At 73.0% G+C, this 20024-nt stretch carries 15 protein-coding genes; 7 read left to right on the top strand and 8 right to left on the bottom strand.

Annotated features, from left to right (window positions below; translation table 11 throughout):
- Window positions 1-173 precede the first annotated feature (173 nt).
- Window positions 174-2141, top strand: coding sequence for a penicillin-binding transpeptidase domain-containing protein (locus BAW75_RS23115; RefSeq protein WP_104114900.1), 1968 nt, complete (start codon window positions 174-176; stop codon window positions 2139-2141).
- Between the two features lie 42 nt (window positions 2142-2183).
- On the opposite strand, the gene BAW75_RS23110 is transcribed toward BAW75_RS23115, so the two are convergent.
- From BAW75_RS23110 to BAW75_RS23100, 3 genes are all read right to left on the bottom strand, one after another.
- Window positions 2184-3362: an arginase family protein gene (locus tag BAW75_RS23110; protein ID WP_104114899.1), complete on the bottom strand. Its 1179-nt coding sequence runs from the start codon at window positions 3360-3362 to the stop codon at window positions 2184-2186.
- A gap of 58 nt (window positions 3363-3420) precedes the next feature.
- Window positions 3421-4338: a tetratricopeptide repeat protein gene (locus BAW75_RS23105; protein WP_043328779.1), complete on the bottom strand. Its 918-nt coding sequence runs from the start codon at window positions 4336-4338 to the stop codon at window positions 3421-3423.
- A 179-nt stretch (window positions 4339-4517) separates the two neighbouring features.
- The gene (locus BAW75_RS23100) at window positions 4518-6206 is read right to left on the bottom strand and encodes a coenzyme B12-dependent isobutyryl-CoA mutase large subunit (RefSeq protein WP_104114898.1); all 1689 of its coding nucleotides are present in this window, start codon (window positions 6204-6206) and stop codon (window positions 4518-4520) included.
- A gap of 319 nt (window positions 6207-6525) precedes the next feature.
- Here BAW75_RS23100 and BAW75_RS23095 point away from each other — a divergent pair, with 319 nt between their 5' ends.
- Window positions 6526-6894, top strand: a complete 369-nt coding sequence (locus BAW75_RS23095) for a hypothetical protein (protein WP_244206232.1) — start codon at window positions 6526-6528, stop codon at window positions 6892-6894.
- 3 nt (window positions 6895-6897) lie between these two features.
- On the opposite strand, the gene BAW75_RS23090 is transcribed toward BAW75_RS23095, so the two are convergent.
- Complete coding sequence (locus BAW75_RS23090) at window positions 6898-8541, bottom strand: PucR family transcriptional regulator (RefSeq protein WP_104114897.1); 1644 nt, start codon at window positions 8539-8541, stop codon at window positions 6898-6900.
- Between the two features lie 106 nt (window positions 8542-8647).
- On the opposite strand from BAW75_RS23090, the gene BAW75_RS23085 reads away from it, so the two are divergent.
- The 5 genes from BAW75_RS23085 (at window position 8648) to BAW75_RS23065 (ending at window position 15076) form a co-directional block, all read left to right on the top strand.
- Window positions 8648-10180 carry a CoA-acylating methylmalonate-semialdehyde dehydrogenase gene (locus BAW75_RS23085; protein WP_104114896.1) on the top strand — a complete coding sequence of 511 codons (1533 nt, stop codon included), beginning with the start codon at window positions 8648-8650 and terminating at the stop codon, window positions 10178-10180.
- 20 nt (window positions 10181-10200) lie between these two features.
- Entirely contained in the window at window positions 10201-11532 is a 1332-nt protein-coding gene (locus BAW75_RS23080) for an aspartate aminotransferase family protein (RefSeq protein ID WP_104114895.1), read from the top strand.
- 116 nt (window positions 11533-11648) lie between these two features.
- A complete protein-coding gene (locus BAW75_RS23075; protein ID WP_064447801.1) occupies window positions 11649-12779 on the top strand; it encodes a thiamine pyrophosphate-dependent dehydrogenase E1 component subunit alpha in 1131 nt (376 codons plus the stop codon).
- A gap of 27 nt (window positions 12780-12806) precedes the next feature.
- Window positions 12807-13781: an alpha-ketoacid dehydrogenase subunit beta gene (locus tag BAW75_RS23070; protein ID WP_043328770.1), complete on the top strand. Its 975-nt coding sequence runs from the start codon at window positions 12807-12809 to the stop codon at window positions 13779-13781.
- Window positions 13782-13795: 14 nt separating this feature from the next.
- Window positions 13796-15076 carry a dihydrolipoamide acetyltransferase family protein gene (locus BAW75_RS23065; protein WP_104114894.1) on the top strand — a complete coding sequence of 427 codons (1281 nt, stop codon included), beginning with the start codon at window positions 13796-13798 and terminating at the stop codon, window positions 15074-15076.
- Window positions 15077-15151: 75 nt separating this feature from the next.
- Here the strand turns inward: BAW75_RS23065 and BAW75_RS23060 are convergent, their stop codons facing one another.
- The 4 genes from BAW75_RS23060 to BAW75_RS23045 are packed head-to-tail and all read right to left on the bottom strand — an operon-like array spanning window position 15152 to window position 20020.
- The gene (locus tag BAW75_RS23060) at window positions 15152-17452 is read right to left on the bottom strand and encodes an arylsulfatase (RefSeq protein ID WP_104114893.1); all 2301 of its coding nucleotides are present in this window, start codon (window positions 17450-17452) and stop codon (window positions 15152-15154) included.
- A gap of 8 nt (window positions 17453-17460) precedes the next feature.
- Window positions 17461-18216 carry an SDR family NAD(P)-dependent oxidoreductase gene (locus BAW75_RS23055; RefSeq protein ID WP_104114892.1) on the bottom strand — a complete coding sequence of 252 codons (756 nt, stop codon included), beginning with the start codon at window positions 18214-18216 and terminating at the stop codon, window positions 17461-17463.
- Window positions 18213-19037, bottom strand: a complete 825-nt coding sequence (locus tag BAW75_RS23050) for an ATP-binding cassette domain-containing protein (protein ID WP_104114891.1) — start codon at window positions 19035-19037, stop codon at window positions 18213-18215. The genes BAW75_RS23055 and BAW75_RS23050 overlap by 4 nt, the downstream gene beginning before the upstream one ends.
- Window positions 19034-20020 carry an ABC transporter ATP-binding protein gene (locus BAW75_RS23045; RefSeq protein WP_244206231.1) on the bottom strand — a complete coding sequence of 329 codons (987 nt, stop codon included), beginning with the start codon at window positions 20018-20020 and terminating at the stop codon, window positions 19034-19036. Before BAW75_RS23045 ends, BAW75_RS23050 begins: the two co-directional genes overlap by 4 nt.
- Window positions 20021-20024: the final 4 nt, after the last annotated feature.

Here is a 20024-nt window from a genome sequence, read left to right as displayed (position 1 = left end):
GTCCTTTCACCCGTTGCGGGTTCGTGGTCGGCCGCCCGCGGAGTACCCCGACTGGCGATGTTCATCACACTGCCACACGGGGCTTTCCGCGCTGCCGGAGGCCGTGGCGGGGCGGTGGCGAGCGCCGGGCCGTACTAGCGTGCAGGGCAGTTGAGCACCGGAGGGACCGCTTCATGCCCGTGTCGTACCCCGTCCGCCCCAGCCGTCACACCCGTCGTCGCCTCCTCGCGGGGCTGGCCGCCGCCCTGGTCACAGCGGGCGCGCTGACCGGCTGCTCCGGCGACGACGGCCCGGAGGCGGCCGTCGAGGCGTTCCTCGGCGGCTGGCGCTCCGGCGACCTGCAGGCGGTCGGCTTCATCCAGCCGGCCGGCGCCCGGCTGGCGGCCGGCGAGGTGACCAAGCAGCTCCAGGCGCTCGCCGGTGAGCTGGCCGCCAACCCGCCGGAGTTGACGCGCACCGGCGAGATCACCACCAAGGGCGACGTAGCCACCGCCCGGGTCAAGGTGAGCTGGGCGCTGCCCGGCGGCGCCCGTTGGGCCTACGAGAACCCGGTACGCCTCAAGCGCGGCGGCGACGACCAGTGGCAGGTGATCTGGGAACCGGCTGTGGTGCACGAGAAGCTGGAGAGCGGCGACCGGATCGCGCTGCGGCGGGAGCCGGCGCAGCGCGCCGGCGTGCTGGACGCCGCCGGCCAGCCGATCGTCGCGCCGCGCCCGGTGGTCCGGGTGCAGGTCGTTCCCGGCGAGGTCACCGACGTGCCCGGCCTGGTCAAGAAGCTGGACGCCGCGTTCAAGGCGATCCGGCCCGCGCTCAGCCCGCCGGTCGACCTGGGCGACCTGCCCAAGCGGCTCAAGGAGGCGAAGCCGGACGGGCTCGTCGAGGTGGTGACGCTGCGTGAGGACGCGTACCGGCAGATCAAGCCGCGCATCTACGAGCTGCCCGGCACCCGGTTCGCGACCGACCAGCTCATGCTGGCCCCGACGCGCGAGTTCGCCCGGGCGCTGCTCGGCTCGGTCGACCAGGCCACCGCCGACGACCTGCAGGCCCACCCCGAGCGGTACGCGCGCGGCGACCTGGTCGGCCACGGCGGCCTCCAGGGCCGGTACGACGAGCGGCTGCGCGGCGTCACCGGCGTCACCGTGATCACCGAGCGGACCACCCCGGACGGCAAGGTCGAGCCGACCGGCACGGAGCTGTACCGCGCCGACCCGAAGCCCGGTCAGCCGGTGAAGACCACCATCGACGTGGCGACCCAGAACGCTGCCGACGCCGCGTTGCGCGGGCAGACCCGCCGCTCCGCGCTGGTGGCGCTGCGGATCAGCGACGGCGCGGTGCTGGCCGCCGCGAACGGTCCCGGGGCGGCCGGCGAGAACCTCGCGTTCACCGCCCAGGTGCCGCCCGGCTCGACGTTCAAGATGGTCAGCGCGCTCGGCCTGCTCGACCGGGGCGCGGTGACCCCGCAGACCACTGTGAACTGCCCGAAGACGGCGACGGTCGAGGGCCGCAGCTTCAAGAACTCGGACAACTTCGAGCTGGGCGCGGTGCCGTTCGCCACCGACTTCGCCAAGTCCTGCAACACCGCGTTCGTGGCGCTGGCGCCGAAGCTCGGCCCGGACGGGCTGGCGCAGGCCGGCCGTACGCTCGGCCTGGAGGCCGCGTGGGATCTCGGCGCGGACGCGTTCACCGGCAAGGTCTCCGCCAACGGCCCGGCCACCGAGCAGGCCGCCGCCGCGATCGGCCAGGGCACCACGCTGGTGAGCCCGCTGGCCATGGCGAGCGCCACCGCGGCCGTGGCCCGGGGCAAGTTCGAGCAGCCCAAGCTGCTGCTCGACCCGGCGCCGGCCAAGCCCGCGCCGGCCGGCGAGGCGCTCAAGCCGGAGTCGGTGACGGCGCTGAAGTCGCTGATGCGCGGGGTGGTCACAGCGGGCAGTGGCAGCGCGCTGGCGGATGTGCCCGGCGAGCCGGTGCACGGCAAGACCGGCACCGCGGAGTACGACAACAACCCGGCGAACACGCACGCCTGGTTCGTCGGGTGGCAGGGTGACGTGGCCTTCGCCGTCTTCGTCGAGCAGGGCGGGGCGGGCTCGAAGGTGGCGGCGCCGATCGCCGAGAAGTTCCTGCGGGGCCTCGCCGCGAGCTGAGCGGGGTCCTGCGCCGCGTGACCCCGAGCTGAGGCGTACCGGTCAGGCGATGTCGATGCCGGAGCGGGCCGGGTCCGGCTCGTCCCCGGCGGACGCCCGGCGCCGCAGGCCGGGCCCGAGCGGGTCGGTGCCGAGGTCGTCGACGGCGCCGTCGGAGGTCGGGTCGGGGCCGATCGGCTCCACCGCCACCGCCGGGGCCGGCACCGCCGCCGGGGCGGGCAGCGGCTCGGGCTCCGGCCGGCTGTCGGCGGCCCGGGGCGCCGGCGCGGCCGGCCCGGGCGGCAGCAGACGGGGCGGCACGGCGCCCGGCGCGACGACCGGGGCGAGCCCGGCCACCACCGTGTTCACGATCTCGGCCGCGTACGCCCCGTCCGGGTCGTAGTCGGGGTCGAAGACGGTCAGCTCGACGCCGAGGCAGTGCGGGGTGTCGACCAGCCCGGCCAGCAGGATCTCCAGCTCGGCGAAGGCGATGCCACCGGGGTCGGGCGCGTCCACGGCGGGCATCACCGCCGGGTCGAGCACGTCGACGTCGATGTGCACCCAGTAGCCGGCGCAGTCGACGAGCTGCTCGTGCGCCCACTGGGCGGTCCGGGCCGCGCCCTCGGCGCGCAGCGCCGGCACCGGCCGGGTGGTGATGCCGGCGGCCTGCAGGTCGAGGCGGTACTCGTCCTGCGCGCGGATGCCGAGCACCACCACGTCGATGTCCCGGAAGTAGGGCCGCCTCCCCTCGATGGCCGCCAGGTCGGGCTGCCCCCGCCCGGTGACCAGCGCCAGGTCCTCCCCGGCGGCCGCGCCGACGTAGGAGGCGTTGCCGGGGTGCCGGAAGTCGGAGTGGCCGTCGACGAAGACCAGGCCGATCCGCCCGCCGACCGCCTCGCCGAGGCGGTGCATGGCCAGCCCGGAGCCGAGCAGCACCGAGCAGTCCCCGCCGAGCACCAGCGGGAACTCGCCCCGGTCGATGATCGCGCCGATCCGGTCGGCGAGCGCCAGCGAGTACGCGGAGATCTCCGGCGCGTGGCAGACGCCGTCGCCGGGTCGCCAGTCCCCCGGGTCGTACCGGGGCGGGGTCAGGCAGCCGGCGTCTCGGGCCCGCAGCCGGGCGAGCAGGCCGTGGTCGCGCAGCGCGCCCGGCGCCTTGGCGCATCCGGGCACGGAGCTGGCGGTGGGTGGGCGCAGCCCGAGGTTCGTCGGCGCGTCGAGGACGGCGATCCGGCGCATCATGGGCTCCCGTCCTCGGTGGTCGGGCGGGCCGGCGGTGCGCCGGCCCGCGCGGGTTGACTCAGAACAGCGCGCTGGCCAGGGCGCGTCGGGCGGAGGCCACGGCGGGGTCGTCCGGGCCGGCGATGGTGAACAGGCCGAGCAGGTGCTGGCGTACCCGGTCCCGGTCGTCCCCGGCGGTGCGCCGGACCAGGCCGACGAGCCGCTGGTACGCCTGGTCGGCGAGGCCGCTGAGCACCTCGATGTCGGCGGCCAGCAGTTGGGCGTCCACGTCGTCGGGGGCGGCGGCCGCGGCGTCCAGCGCGCCCTGCGGGTCGGCGCCGGCGACCCGGCGGGCCAGCCCGACCTGCGCCAGGCCCGCCTCCGCCGCCGCGTCGGCCGGGGACTCGGCGAGGATCTTCCGGTACGCCGCCTCGGCCGCGTCGAGGTCACCGCTCATCAGCGCGTCGTCGGCGGCGTCGAGGCGCGGGTCCTCCGGTTCGGCGACGGTGACGCCACCGGCCTTGAGCACGGCCTGGAGCCACTGTCGCAACTGCGACTCGGGCACCGGGCCCGGGAAGGCGTCGATCGGGCGGCCACCGACGATGGCGTACGTGGTGGGCAGCGCCTGGAGCTGGAACATCTGCGCGAGCCGCGGCTGCTGCTGCACGTCGACCCGGGCCAGCAGCCACGCTCCGCCGCCCTCGGCGGCCAGCTTCTCCAGCACCGGGGCGAACTGGTCGCTCTCCGGGTAACCGGCGGCGCCGAAGAAGACCACTACCGGTGTGGTGAGCGAGCGTTCGAGCACCTCGGACTGGATGTTCGCCTCGGTCACGTCGATCACGGCGGCGGAGCCGGCGGGGCTGCCCGGCAGCCCGGCGGGCGTGCCGCCCGGAGACGGTGTGGCGGTGGAGGTGTCGGCAGGTGCGGGGGTGCGCAGCGCGCTGAGGTCGACCGCGCCGCGGGTGAAGATCGACGAGGTGATCCGTGGGTCGCTCATGGTTGTCTAGTCTCGCACGTACGCGACGGATCTCCGACCAGCCGCGACGGCGACAGTCACCACTCTCCCCCAGCTCAGCCCGCCCGCAAGGAAGGGCCCCTTGTTAACGCCTGCGGTAGAGGAAGGGCCCCTTGTTAACAGCAGCTGTTAACAAGGGGCCCTTCCTTACAAAGCGGCGGTCAGAAGCGGGCGGGCTCGCGGTAGACGCCCCACTCGGTGCGGAGGGCGTCGCAGATCTCGCCGAGGGTGGCCTCGGCGCGGACCGCGTCGAGCATGGCGGGGATCATGTTCTCGCCGCTGCGGGCCACCTCGACCATCCGCGCCACGGCGGCGGTGACGGCGGCGTCGTCGCGAGCCGACTTGCGCTCGGCCAGCACCCGGTGCTGCTCCAGCTCCACCTCGTGCGAGATGCGCAGGATCTCCAGGTCCTTGGCGACGGTGCCGGTGTGGCAGTTGACGCCGACGATCTTCTTGTCGCCCTTCTCCAGCGCCTGCTGGTAGGCGAACGCCGACTCGGCGATGTGCCCGGTGAACCAGCCGTCCTCGATGCCGCGCAGGATGCCGGAGGTCATCGGGCCGATGGCGTGCGGGCCCTCGCCGCCGAGCTGCTTGATCCGGGCGAAGATCTCCTCCGCCTCGGCCTCGATCCGGTCGGTGAGCGCCTCGACGTACCAGGCGCCGCCGAGCGGGTCGGCCACATTGGTCACCCCGGTCTCCTCCATCAGCACCTGCTGGGTACGCAGGGCGATCTCGGCCGACTCGTCGGTGGGCAGGGCGAGCGTCTCGTCGAGCGCGTTGGTGTGCAGCGAGTTGGTGCCGCCGAGCACCGCGGCCAGGGCCTCCACGGCGGTGCGTACCACGTTGTTCACCGGCTGCTGCGCGGTCAGCGACACTCCGGCGGTCTGTGTGTGGAACCGCAGCCACTGCGCCTTCTCGCTGGTGGCGCCGTACACGTCGCGCAGCCAGCGGGCCCAGATCCGGCGGGCGGCGCGGAACTTGGCGATCTCCTCGAAGAAGTCCACATGGGAGTCGAAGAAGAAGCTCAGGCCGGGGGCGAACGTGTTCACGTCGAGCCCGCGCGACAGGCCCAGCTCGACGTACCCGAACCCGTCGGCCAGCGTGTACGCCAGCTCCTGCGCGGCGGTCGAGCCGGCCTCGCGGATGTGGTAGCCGGAGACGGACAGCGGCTTGTACCGGGGGATCTCCCGGGCGCAGTACTCCATCAGGTCGCCGATGAGGCGCAGGTGCGGCTCGGGGTCGAACAGCCACTCCTTCTGCGCGATGTACTCCTTGAAGATGTCCGTCTGGAGCGTTCCGTCCAGTGTGGACAGATCGGCGCCCTGCCGTTCGGCGGCGACCAGGTACATGCAGAAGACCGGCACGGCCGGACCGGAGATGGTCATCGAGGTGGTCACGCCGGCCAGGTCGATGCCGTCGAACAGCACCTCCATGTCGGCGGCCGAGTCGACGGCGACACCGCAGTGGCCGACCTCGCCGAGCGACTGCGGGTCGTCGGAGTCGCGTCCCATCAGCGTCGGCATGTCGAAGGCGACGGAGAGCCCGCCGCCACCGGCGCCGAGGATCATCTTGTAGCGCTCGTTCGTCTGCCGGGCGTTGCCGAAACCGGCGAACTGCCGGATGGTCCAGGTCCGCCCGCGGTAGCCGGTCGGGTACAGACCCCTGGTGTACGGGAACTCGCCCGGCCAGCCGATCCGGTCGAAGCCCGGGTACGCCGCGCCCTCCGGCGGGCCGTACACCGGTTCGACGCTCATGCCGGACAGCGTGGTGAAGTCCGCGTCGCGCTTGCGGGCGGCGTCGTAGCGGGCCTGCCAGCGGGCCCGACCGGCGGCGATCTCGTCAGCGTCCATGCGCGGAGCTCCTTCTCAAGTCGTCGTCCCAAGCCCGAGTGTAGAGCGAGATCCTGAACGATCCTTAAGTGCATGCGTACCGGCCGGTAACTCGCAGGCGCCCGGCGCGAAGCCCCACCACGATCGTCGATCCGCAGGTCAGAGCGCTGTCTCACGTGCCGGACGGCTTGCCGCCGGAGCCTCCCCGGCGGCCCGGAGACGTGCCACACTCCCCGCCGTGGGCATGCACATCGCGATCGGGCCGATTACCTAGGCGGCGTACGCCTTCGCGTGCGTCGCCGGCCAAGCCACCCTGTCGGCTCGACACTGTGAGGCTCCCGTGACCACGTTCCCGTTTCCCCCCGACACCGTCGATCGCCGGCTTCCCGGCCCGGCCGTCCGGCCGCACGACGACTCCCACGCCGGCGCGTGCACGATGGTGGTGCACCTCGGCCCCGGGCACTCCACCACCGGCCTGCTCAAGGTGCTGTCCGTCCTGCACTCACGCCGGGTCGCGGTGACGCACGTCCAGTACGTGCAGTGCCCGGACCGGTCGGCGGTGATGATCGTGGAGTGCTCCCCCGCCACGGCGTCGCTGGAGACGGTACGCAAGAGCGTCGCGAGGGCGATCCCGGTCGTCAGCGTCAGCGTGCACACCTCGCCCACCCGCGACGGTGTCCGGCGCCCCCGGGCGCGTCGCGGCAGGTGACAGTCAGCCCGCGGAACCGGAGATGCCGCCGCCGCGCATGACGTCGCGGGCGGTGAGCGCCACGTGCAGCGACAGGCGCCGCTCGCTCGAATCCAGGTCGACGCCGAGCACCCGCTCGATCAACTGCAACCGCTGGTACAGCGCGGAGCGGGACAGCGACATCTCCTCCGCCGCACGCCGCTTGTTGCGCCCCTCGACCAGGTACGCCTCGAGCAGCGCCACGTGGTTCGTGCCGTGCCGCTCGTCGTAGGAGAGCAGCGGGCCCAGTTCGCGCTCGACGAACGTCTGCAGACGCACGTCGTCGCGCAGCAGGTACAGCAGGCCCCGGAGGCGGACGTCGAGGAGCCGGTAGAAGGGCCGGGGCTCGGCGGTGTGCGCCGTGGCGTCGGCCACCTGGGCCGCCTCGATCAGCGAGCGCCGCGCCAGGTCAAGCGACCTGACCACTGATCCGGCGGCGACCACGACGTCCGACCCGGCCTGCAGTCCCGCCCGGGTGAGCGCGGTGGACAGGCCGAGCAACGCGGCCTCGTCGGACTCGGCGTCGGTGAGGGCGACGAGCACGGTGACCTCCGCACCACCGAGTCCGTCGACGTCCCCGGCCAGCGCCGCCAGCCCGCAGTCGCGCACCGCCGTCTCCACCGCGTCCAGCAGTTCCCGGCGGCGCGCGTTCATCTCGGCGCCGGGCCCCGGGCCCGGGCGGCGCCGGCGGACCACCACCCCGAGCAGCCGCCGCTGTTCCAGCGGCACACCGAGTCCGCGCGCCCGCAGCGCCACGTCCCGGGTCGGCGCGGAGTGGTTGACGATGCTCCACAGCAGGCTGCTGCGCGCCTGCCGTTCGACAGACGAGTCGTCCCGGGCGACGAGCTGGTTCAGCGCGATGGTGGACGCGGCGCGCTCCAGCAGGACGCTCGTCCGGGCCGGCGGCTCCTGGTCGCACAGCAGCACCAGCCGCCCCCACCTGTTGCCCCGCGCCTCCACGCCGGTCACCAGCCAGCCCGAACGCGGCTCGTAGCCGGTGCCGGACGGGACCTCGACCGCGCGTGAGCGGGTCTCCCAGCGGTCGAGCAGCTCCTCGGCCGACAGCGGGCCGGTCTCGTACGCCAGCACCTGGTGGGAGAGGTTCTCCAGCACCACGGGACGCCGGGACAGACGGGTGACCTCGCGGAGCACCTGCCGGGGCTCCGCGCCCTCCACCGACAGCTCGGTGAAGATCCGGTGGATCTCGTCCTTCGCGAGCAGCTCGGCGGTCTGCTCCTCGACGATCACCGAGTGGACCACCTCGGTCACCGCCACGAACCGCATCTCCCGCTGGAGCGCGACGAGCGGCAGGTTCCGGCTGCGGGCCTGCTCGACGAGCGCGGCCGGCAGCGTCCCGCCGAACCGGCGGCCCAGCTCGACCACGACCCCGGCCGCGCCGACCGCCGCCAGGCCGTCGATCCACCGGCGCAGCCCGTCGTCGTCCGGCGGCAGGCCGATACCGGTGGTGAGGACCAGCTCCCCGCCGCGGAGCAGGTCGGCGATCTCCGGGATCTCGGCCACGTGCACCCAGCGCACCGGAGCGTCCAGGCGGTCCCGCCCGGCCATGACACGCGGCCCGGCCTGCTGCAACGCCGGCAGTTCGAGCACGTCGCGAACCGTCATCGGCATCAGACCGTCTCCCTCCTCGCTCCGGCGCACAGTATGTGTGCTTCTCCCGGGCGGGAACGACACAGTGCCCATTGCCCGGGCCTGGGGAAGCGCAGATGATCCGGGCATGACCCAGACAGCACCCGGCACCGTGCCCGCTCCCGTCCCGCTGGAGCGGGTGACCCACTGGATCGACGGCAAGGCGTTCGCCGGCGTCACCGAGCGTACGGCCCCAGTCTACGATCCGGCGCTGGGCACGGTCCGGACGGAGGTGCCGCTGGCCTCCGTCGACGAGGTGGACCAGGCGGTCGCCTCCGCCGCCGCCGCGTTCGCCTCCTGGCGGAACTCGTCGCTGACCAAGCGCACCCAGGTGCTGTTCGCGTTCCGGGAGCTGGTGAACCAGCACAAGCAGGAACTGGCCGAGCTGATCACGGCCGAGCACGGCAAGGTCGTCTCGGACGCCCTGGGCGAGGTCACCCGCGGCCTGGAGGTCGTGGAGTTCGCCTGCGGCATCCCGCACCTGCTCAAGGGCGGCTACTCCGAGGGCGTGTCCACGAACGTGGACGTCTACTCCATCCGGCAGCCGGTCGGCGTCTGCGCCGTCATCTCCCCGTTCAACTTCCCGGTGATGGTCCCGATGTGGTTCGTGCCGATCGCCATCGCGGCCGGCAACGCCGTCGTGCTCAAGCCCAGCGAGAAGGACCCGTCCGCGTCGCTGCTCGTCGCCCGGCTCTGGGAGCAGGCCGGCCTGCCCGCCGGCGTGTTCAACGTGGTGCACGGCGACAAGGTCGCTGTCGACCGGCTGCTGGAGCACCCCGAGGTCAAGGCCGTGTCGTTCGTCGGCTCCACCCCGATCGCCCGGTACGTGTACGAGACCGGCACCCGCAACGGCAAGCGCGTACAGGCCCTCGGCGGCGCGAAGAACCACATGGTGGTGCTGCCGGACGCCGACCTCGACCTGGCCGCCGACGCGGCGGTCAACGCCGGGTTCGGCTCGGCCGGCGAGCGGTGCATGGCGATCTCCGCTCTGGTGGTCGTCGAGCCCGTCGCCGACGACCTGGTGGCGCGCATCCGCGAGCGCATCGCCGGCCTGAAGATCGGTGACGGCCGCCGCTCCTGCGACATGGGGCCGCTGGTCACCCGGGAGCACCGCGACCGGGTCGCGTCGTACCTGGACGCGGGCGTCGAGGCCGGCGCCGAACTGGTGGTGGACGGGCGGAAGGTGCAGGTCGACGGCGACGAGTCCGGGTTCTGGCTCGGGCCGAGCCTGCTGGACCGGGTCTCGCCGGAGATGAGCGTGTACACCGACGAGATCTTCGGGCCGGTGCTGTCCGTGGTGCGGGTCGGCAGCTACGACGAGGCGCTCAAGCTGGTGAACTCCAACCCGTACGGCAACGGGACCGCCATCTTCACCAACGACGGCGGCGCGGCCCGCCGGTACCAGAACGAGGTCGAGGTCGGCATGGTCGGCGTCAACGTGCCGATCCCGGTGCCGATGGCCTACTACTCGTTCGGCGGCTGGAAGGACAGCCTCTTCGGCGACTCCCACGCCCACGGCGCCGAGGGCGTGCACTTCTTCACCCGCGGCAAGGTCGTCACCTCCCGCTGGCTCGACCCCAGCCACGGCGGAATCAACCTCGGCTTCCCCGAGAACGTCTGAGCAGCGGGAGAGACGCGACAATGAGCACCAGCGCACGCCGCACCTACGAACTCGACCGCGCCCACGTCTTCCACTCCTGGTCGGCCCAGGCCCTGCTCGACCCGATGGTGGTCGAGCGCGCCGAGGGCTCGTACTTCTGGGACGGCGACGGGAACCGCTACCTGGACTTCTCCTCCCAGCTCGTCAACACCAACATCGGCCACCAGCACCCGGCGGTCGTGGCGGCGATCCAGGAGCAGGCCGCCAAGCTGTGCACCATCGCGCCGTCGTACGCCAACGACGCCCGCAGCGAGGCGGCCCGGCTGATCGCCGAGCGGACCCCGGCGGGCCTGGAGAAGGTGTTCTTCACAAACGGCGGCGCGGACGCGATCGAGCACGCCGTCCGGATGGCCCGGCTGCACACCGGCCGGCCGAAGGTGCTGTCCCAGTACCGCAGCTACCACGGCGGCACCCAGACCGCGGTGAACCTGACCGGCGACCCGCGTCGCTGGCCCAGCGACAACGGCACCGCCGGGGTCGTGCACTTCTTCGGCCCGTTCCTGTACCGGTCGGAGTTCGGCGCCACGACCGAGGAGGAGGAGAGCCGGCTCGCGCTGCGCCACCTCGAACGCGTAGTGGAGATGGAGGGCCCGTCCACCATCGCCGCGATCGTGCTGGAGACCGTGCCGGGCACCGCCGGCATCATGCCGCCGCCGCCGGGCTTCCTCGCCGGCGTACGCGAGCTGTGCAACAGGCACGGCATCCTCTACATCGCCGACGAGGTGATGGCGGGGTTCGGGCGTACCGGCGCCTGGTTCGCCATCGACCACTACGGCGTGACGCCCGACCTGATCACCTTCGCCAAGGGCGTGAACTCCGGTTACGTGCCGCTCGGCGGTGTGGTGATCGCCGACCACGTCGCCGACACGTTCGCCACCCGCCCCTACCCCGGCGGGCTGACCTACTCCGGTCACCCGCTGGCCACCGCCGCCGCCGTCGCGACCATCAACGCGATGCGGGACGAGGGCATCGTCGAGAACGCCGCCCGGATCGGCGCGGACGTGCTCGGCCCGGGGCTGCGCGAGATCGCCGAGCGGCACCCGAGCGTCGGGGACGTACGCGGGCTCGGCGTCTTCTGGGCGCTGGAACTGGTCCGCGACCGCGAGACCCGGGAACCGCTGGCGCCGTACGGGGCCTCGTCGCCGGAGATGAACGACGTGCTGGCCGAGTGCAAGCGGGGCGGCCTGGTGGTGTTCGCCAACTTCAACCGGATCCACGTGGTGCCGCCCTGCACGGTGACGGAGACGGAGGCCAAGGCGGGACTGGCGGTCCTCGACGAGGCGCTGACACTCGCCGACCGGCACACGGTCTAGACGTACGCCCATCACCGCCCGCCGGGTCCACCCCGGCGGGCGGTCCCATATCCGAGATCCGCGAGACGGCCGGCGACCCCGGTGACGCGGAGACCGACGCACCCAGAAGGTGACGAATGACTACCGTAGATCTCGCCGACCCACCGGTCACCAACCCCTTCACCGGCACCACAGACCTTCCGCGCGCCGCCGAGGGCTGGACCCAGCTCGTCACCCCGGACGGACGCCTGCACCCGGACGTGGACGTCGACCGAGACGCCCTCGGCCGCCTCACCCGCGACCTGTACCGGGGGATGCGGCTGGCCCGCCGCCTCGACGACGAGGCGTTCGCGTTGCAGCGACAGGGCGAGCTGGGCCTGTGGCTGCAGTGCCGTGGCCAGGAGGCGGCCCAGGTCGGCTCCGTCGCGGCGGTACGCGCCGACGACTACGTCTTCCCGAGCTACCGCGAGCACGCGGCGGCGCTGTGGCGCGGCATCGGCCCGGCCGACCTGCTCCGGCAGTGGCGCGGCGTCGCGCACAGCGGCTGGGACCCGGAGCCGTACTCGTTCCACATCTACACGCTGGTGCTGGCCGCGCAGCTGCTGCACGCCACCGGGTACGCGCTCGGCGTGCAGCGCGACGGCAGCGACACGGTGGTCGTGACGTACTTCGGTGACGGCGCGGCCAGCGAGGGCGACGCGAGCGAGGCGATGAACATCGCCGCCGTCAACGCCGCCCCGATGGTGTTCTTCTGCCAGAACAACCAGTGGGCCATCTCCACGCCGACCGCGTCGCAGACGCGTACCCCGATCCACCGGCGCGGCGCCGGGTTCGGCCTGCGCAGCGAGTGGGTCGACGGCAACGACGTGCTGGCGGTGTACGCGGTGACGTCAGCGGTGACCGAGCACGCCCGCGCCGGCGCCGGCCCCGCGATCGTCGAGGCCACCACGTACCGGATGGGCGGGCACAGCACGTCCGACGACCCGACCCGGTACCGCACCGACGACGAGCTGGAAGCCTGGCGGGCGCGGGACCCGCTGGCCCGGGTCGAGGCGCTGATGCGCGCCGAGGGCTGGAGCGACGAGACGTTCCTCGGCCAGATCCAGGCCGAGGCGGACGAACTCGCCGACCGGACCCGCCGGGAGTGCCTGGCCCTGACGGCCCCGGACCTCGCGGACGCCTTCGCCACGGTGCTGTCCGACGTGCCCCAGCTTCTGCGGGAGGAGCGCGACGCGTTCGTCGCCTACCGCGGCTCCTTCCTCGACTGACGTCCGCCCCGATCGGAGAACTCGTTCATGCTCACTCTCTGTCAGGCACTGAACAGCGGCCTGCGCCGCGCCATGGAGGACGACGACAAGGTCCTCCTGATGGGCGAGGACGTCGGCCGGCTCGGCGGCGTCTTCCGGGTCACCGACGGTCTGCAGAAGGACTTCGGCGAGGCCCGGGTGGTCGACACCACCCTCGCCGAGTCCGGGATCATCGGCACCGCCATCGGGCTGGCGCTGCGCGGGTACCGCCCGGTCTGCGAGATCCAGTTCGACGGCTTCGTCTACCCCGCGTTCAACCAGATCGTCTCCCAGCTCGCCAAGATGCGGGCCCGCACCGGCGGCCGTACCGCCCTGCCGGTGGTGGTGCGCATCCCGGTCGGCGGCGGCATCGGCGCGGTGGAGCACCACAGCGAGTCGAACGAGGCGTACTTCGCGCACACCGCCGGGCTGCGGGTCGTCTACTGCGCCAGCCCGGACGACGCGCACTGGATGATCCGCCAGGCCGTCGCCGGTGACGACCCGGTGATCTTCTACGAGCCGAAGCGCCGCTACTGGGTCAAGGGCGAGGTGACGCCGGAGGACGCCGGGCCGCCGATGCCGCTTCACCGCGCCCGCGTCGTGCGCCCCGGTGCCGACGTGACGCTGCTGACGTACGGCGGCACCGTCGCCACCTGCGTCGCCGCCGCCGAGGCCGCGGCGCAGGAGGGCCGCGACATCGAGGTGATCGACCTGCGGTCCATCTCCCCGCTGGACGTGGCGACCATCGAGGAGTCGGTCCGCCGTACCGGGCGGGCGGTGGTGGTCCACGAGGCCCCCACGTTCGCCGGGTTCGGCGCCGAGGTCGTCGCGCAGGTGACGAGCCGGTGCTTCTACTCGCTGGAGGCGCCGGTCGAGCGGGTCGGCGGGTTCAACCTGCCGTACCCGCCGGCCAAGGTCGAGGAGGAGTACCTGCCCGACCTGGACCGGATCCTCGACGCCGTCGACCGCGTCCTGGCCGCGTGAAGGGAGAGGTACCAGTGAGCGTTCAGCAGTTCCGCCTGCCCGACGTCGGCGAAGGTCTCACCGAGGCCGAGATCGTCACCTGGCGGGTCGCTCCGGGCGATCCGGTCGGCCTCAACGACATCCTGGTGGACATCGAGACGGCAAAGGCCGTCGTCGAGCTGCCCAGCCCGTACGCCGGGGTGGTGGACCGCCTGCTCGCCGAGGAGGGGCAGACCGTCGAGGTCGGCTCGCCGATCATCGCGATCCGGACCGGCGGTGACGCGGACGCCGCGCCGGATGCCGCATCGCCGCCCGCCGAGGAGCCCGCCGAGGAGCCCGCCGAGGAACGTACCGCGGTGCTCGTGGGCTACGGGGTGTCCGCCCAGGCGCGGACCCGCCGGCCCCGCCGCGCCACGCCGTCGGTCCGCCCGGCCGAGCCGGCCCGCCGGCCGCACACGTCCCGGCCGCCGGTGCTCACCAAGCCGCCGCTGCGCAAGCTCGCGAAGGACCTCGGCGTGGAACTGGCCGACGTGCGCGGCAGCGGCCCCGGCGGCCGGATCACGCGCCAGGACCTGCTCGACCACACCACCGGCCCCGCGCCGGTGGCCGAGCACCGCAGCGACGAGCGCCTGCCCGTACGCGGGGTGCGCAAGGCGACGGCCGCCGCCATGGTCGCCAGCGCGTTCACCGCGCCGCACGTCACGGAGTTCCTCACCGTCGACATGACCGGCACCGTCGAGTTCGTGGACCGGCTGAAGCAGGACCCGTCCTTCCAGGGCATCAAGGTCAGCCCGCTGCTCGTGGCGTCGCTGGCGCTGCTGGACGCGATCCGCCGGCACCCGGACGTCAACGCCCGGTGGGACGAGGAGAACCAGGAGATCGTCCGGTTCGCCGACGTCAACCTCGGCATCGCCGCCGCGACGCCGCGCGGCCTGCTGGTGCCGAACGTCAAGGCCGCGCAGACCCTTCCGGTACGGGACCTCGCGGTCGCGCTGAACGAGCTGGCAGCCACCGCGCGGGAGGGCCGCACCCGTCCCGCCGACCTGGCCGGCGGCACCGTCACCATCACCAACATCGGAGTGTTCGGGGTGGACGCGGGCACCCCGATCCTCAACCCCGGTGAGGCGGCGATCCTCTGCCTCGGCGCGCTGCGCCGCATGCCGTGGGTCGTCGACGAGCAGGTCGTTCCCCGGTGGACGGTGCAGTTGTCGCTGTCGTTCGACCACCGGCTCGTGGACGGGGAGCTGGGCAGCCGGGTGCTCGCCCACGTCGGGCGGTTCCTGGAGGACCCGCTGTGGGGCCTGGCCCTGCGCTGAGGCCCCCGCAGACAGACGGCGCGTGGACGGACAACGAGGTCCGTCCACGCGCCGTCGCCGTACGCGCCGCGCGCGTCAGTCCACGACCTCGAACCCCACGCCGACCGACGGCCGCGGCGCGACGTCGTCCGCCGCCGCGATGGGCTCGCCGACCTCCTCGGACGCGGCCAGCCGGAACCGCACGTACTCCAGTTCGCCGGAGAACTCGTGCCGGGCCGGGTAGCTCGGCGACACCGGCGAGTGGATGCTGCGCCCGATGTCCATGCCCGCGAACCCGTGGAAGAACGGCAGCAACCGCGGGAACAGCGCCGCGCCCGCCGCCTCGCCGTCCACGTACAGCCGGCCGACGCCCTGGCAGTCGGCGGTCTTGGTCAGCTCGAAGGTCAGCTCCACCGGGCCCAGCGGCAGCTCGCCCTCGGACCGCAGCACGTGGTGCTCGCCGAGGTAGTTGTACTCGTACACCAGGCGGTTGTCCTTGATGTGCAGCACGTAGCCGCCGCTGACGTTGCCGAGTGCCACGATCACGCCGCCCTGCGCCACGTCGGTGCGGCGCACCCGCGCGGTGATGGCGTGCGAGCGGTTCATCGTCGGCGGCACCGCCGCGCCGGACACAGTCGGTACGCCCGCCAGGTAGGTGAAGACCAGCCGGTCCCGCACCGACCCGGGGCGTGGCACCCGGGCCCGGACCGCGAATCCCCTGTCGTCCAGCGGCAGCACGTCGTAGCGGGCCGCCTCGATCCAGAACTCCTCGATGAGACGCCGCAGCACCTCCGGGTACTCGGCGGCGAGGTCCCGGCTCTCGGTCGGGTCCTCGTCGATCCGGTACAGCTCCCAGCGGTCCTCGTCCCACGAGGTGCCGCGCTCGTGGAACGCGACCGCCTTCCAGCCCTGGTGGTAGATGCCACGATGGCCGAACATCTCGAAGTACTGGCGGTCCCGCGACGGCGGCGCCGCCGGGTCGCGCAGCCCGTCGCGGAAGCTGCGGCCGTGCAGCGGCATCTGCGGTACGCCCCGGCGCACCGCGGGCGGCTGCACCCCGACCAGGTCGAGCACCGTCGCGGTGACGTCGATGCTGTGCTGGAACTGCGTGCGCACCTGCCCGCCGGGCACGTCACCGGCCGGCCAGCTCAGCACGAACGGCACCCGGACCCCGCCCTCGTGGGTGTGCTGCTTGTAGCGGCGGAACGGGGTGTTGCTGACCTGCGCCCAGCCCAGCGGGTAGTTGCTCTGCGCCCGCGGGCCGCCGATCTCGTCGATCCGGTCCAGGCTGTCCTGGAGGTTCTCCGGCACCCGGTTCTGGAAGGCGGTGGGGTTGAGCGTGCCGAGCGGCGTGCCCTCGGGGCTGGCCCCGTTGTCCGACATGAGGACGAAGATCGTGTTGTCGAGGCGGCCGATCCGCTCCAGGAAGTCGACCAAGCGCCCGAGCTGGGCGTCGGTGTGGTCGACCATCGCCGCGTACGCCTCCTGCATGCGGGCGAACAGGCGGCGCTGCTCCGGCGGCACGTCGTCCCACGGCACGACGCCGGGGTTGTGCGGTGGCAGCGGCGCGTCCGGCGGGATGATGCCCAGCCCGATCTGCCGCCGGTGCCGGTCCGCGCGGACGACGTCCCAGCCGGCGTCGTAGCGGCCCCGGTACTTCGCCAGGTACTCCGGCGGGGCCTGGTGCGGGGCGTGCGCCGCGGCGTACGCCAGGTAGAGGAAGAACGGCTTCTCCGGGGTGAACGACGTCTGGTCCCGGACGAACCCGATGGCCCGGTCGGTCAGGTCCTCGGTGAGGTGGTAGCCCTCCTCCGGGGTGGCCGGCGGGTCCACCTGGTGGTTGTCGTGGACCAGCTCCGGATAGAAGTTGTCGGTCTCCGCCTCCAGGAAGCCGTAGTACCGCTCGAAGCCGCGCCCCAGCGGCCACTGGTCGTACGGCCCGGACGGCGTGGTGTGCTCCAGCGGCGCGACGTGCCACTTGCCGACCGCCATGGTGTTGAACCCGGCGTCGGCGAGCATCTCCGCGACGGTGGCGGCGGCGTGGGTGATCCGGCCCCGGCCGCTGGGGAAGCCGCTGTCGAAGTTGGACAGCATGCGCATGCCGACGCTGTGGTGGTTGCGGCCGGTGAGCACGCTGGCCCGGGTCGGCGAGCACAGCGGCGACGTGTGGAAGTTGGTGTACCGCAGCCCGGACGCGGCCAGCCGGTCGATCGTCGGGGTGTCGATCTCGGCGCCGAAGCAGCCGAAGTCGGCGAACCCGACGTCGTCCAGCAGCACGTACACCACGTTCGGGGTGCCCGGGGCGGCCGACGGCGGCGCGCTCCAGTGCTCCGTCGAGTCGTGGTAGGTGCGTCCGATCGTGCCCTCGTACGGAGGGTCCGCCAGCGAACTGGTCACGGTACGCCTCAGCCGGCCGTCGTGCCGCCGTCGAGGACGAGCGTGTGGCCCGTGACCATCCGCGCCTCCTCGCTGGCGAGGAACACCACCGCGTCGGCGGAGTCCCGTGGCGTCGCCATGCGGCCCAGCGGGATCGACGCGCGGAAGTTCTCCCGGGCGCTGTCCGGCACGTCGCCCATGCCACCGAGGAACGCCGACAGCATCGGCGTCTCGGTCGCCGCCGGGGCGATCGCGTTGACCCGGATGCCGTGCGGCGCGAGTTCCAGCGCCAGCGCCTTCATCAGGCCGATGACGCCGTGCTTGGCGGCGGTGTACGGCGCGTACCGGGGGCGGGCGATGACGGCCTGCAGGGACGCGGTGAACACGATCGAGCCGCCGCCGGCCTCGATCAGCGCGGGCACGGCCGCCTGCGCGGTCCAGAACGCGCCCTTGAGGTTGACGTCGATCACGCGGTCCAGCGTCGCCTGGTCCACCTCGTCGACCGGTCCGGTGAACGGCGTACCGGCGTTCGCGTGCATGAGGTCGAGCCGCCCGAACCGCTCGACGGCGGTCTCGACGGCGGCGCGGCAGTCAGCGGCCCGGGTGACGTCGCAGGCCACGCCGACGACGGCGGACCCGAAGCCGGCGGCCGCCTCGGCGGCGCGGTCGCCGTCGAGGTCGGCGATGACGACGCGCGCGCCCTCCTCGACCAGCCGGCCGACGGTGGCCAGTCCGATGCCGCTGGCGCCTCCGGTGACGACGGCGACGCGGTCAACCAACCTCATGTGCTGCTCCTGTTGAATCGGTCCAGGAGGTCGCCGCTCAGGGTGGGCACCGCGGACAGCAGCCTCTGGGTGTAGGGGTGCTGGGGGTCGGAGTAGATCGATTCGGTGTCACCCGTCTCGACGATCCGGCCCTGGTTCATCACCGCGATCCGGTCGCAGAGGTACCGGACCACGGACAGGTCGTGGGAGACCAGGATCAGGGTCAGCTTGAACTGCTCGGCCAGGTCGGTGAGCAGGTTGAGGATCTGCGCGCGCACCGAGACGTCGAGCGCGCTGACCGGCTCGTCCCCCACGATGACCTTCGGCCCGGCCGCGAGGGCACGGGCGATGGCGATGCGCTGCCGCTGACCGCCGGAGAACTGGTGCGGGTAGCGGGTCACCGCCTCCTCGGGCAGACCCACCGAGTGCATCAGCTCGGCCACGCGGGCCCGGTGGTCGCCGGGCAGGCGCAGCGCGCGCATCGGCTCCGCGATGATGTCCGCGACGCGCATGCGCGGGTTCAGCGACGACATCGGGTCCTGGAGCACCATCTGCACGTCGCGGCGCAGGAACCCGAGCCGCCGCTCCGGTACGCCACTGATCCGCTGGCCGTTGTAGAACGCGGTGCCGGACGTCGGCTGGTCGAGGGCCATGAGGATGCGCGACAGCGTGGACTTGCCGGAGCCGCTCTCCCCCACGATGCCGAACGCCTCGCCCTCGTGGACCTGCACGCTGACGCCGTCGAGCGCGCGGATCGGCTGGCCCGGCGTACGCAGCGACCGCCGCGGGGCGCGGTACTCGCGCACCACGTCGACGGCTTCAAGCAACGGGGTGCTGGTCATGCGCTGGCCTTCCCGCTTCCTAGGGGCTGGTCGCTCTCGATCGGGTGGTGGCAGGCCGCCCGCTGGTTGCTGCCGGGCGGCGCCGTCAGCAGCGGCACCGTGCCGCAGACGTCGTCGGCGCGCGGGCAGCGGTTGCGGTACACGCAGCCGGTGGGGAACGACCCGAGCGACGGGACGCGGCCCGGGATGGTGGACAGCCGGCCGCTCCCGTCGGTGCTCTCCAGCACCGTGGACGCCCGCAGGCCCGCCGTGTACGGGTGCCGGGGCGAGTCGAACACGGTCGCCACGTCGCCGTGCTCGACGATCGAGCCGCCGTACATGACGAGCAGTTCCTCGCAGATGCTCGCGACGACCGGCAGGTCGTGCGTGATGAGCAGCAGCGACGCGCCCTCCTCGCGCACCAGCGTGTCCATCAGCCGCAGCATCTCCGCCTGCACCGTGACGTCCAGCGCGGTGGTGGGCTCGTCCGCGACCAGCACGGCCGGGTCGCACGCCAGCGCGATGGCCAGGACGACGCGCTGGCGCTGGCCGCCGGAGAGCTGGTGCGGGTACTTGCGCGCGGTCCGGTCGGGCTCGGGGAGCTGGACCCGTTCGAGCAGTTCGACCGCACGGGCGGAGGCCGCGGCCCGGCTCATCCCCTTGTGCAGCCGCAGCGACTCGGCGACCTGGTTGCCCACCCGCATCAGCGGGTTGAGCGCCGTCATCGGCTCCTGGAACACCATGGCGATGTCGTTGCCGCGGACCGCGCACATCTCCTTGTCGGACAGGTCGAGCAGGTTCCGGCCGTTCAGCAGCACCCGGCCGGACGCGGTCACGCCGTGGGGCAGCAGGCCCATCAGCGCGAGCGCGGTCAGGGACTTGCCGCAGCCGGACTCGCCGATGAGCCCCATCCGCCGGCCCCGCCCGATCTCGAACGAGACGCCCTTGACGGCCTGGATGTCGTGGACCTTGACGACGAGGTCCTCCACCACGAGCCCGCTCACGCCG

This window comes from Micromonospora chalcea, assembly GCF_002926165.1.
In the GTDB taxonomy this organism is placed as follows: Bacteria; Actinomycetota; Actinomycetes; order Mycobacteriales; family Micromonosporaceae; genus Micromonospora; species Micromonospora chalcea.
Note: the sequence above shows the minus strand (reverse complement) of the source record. Positions and strands in the feature narration are given on the sequence as shown.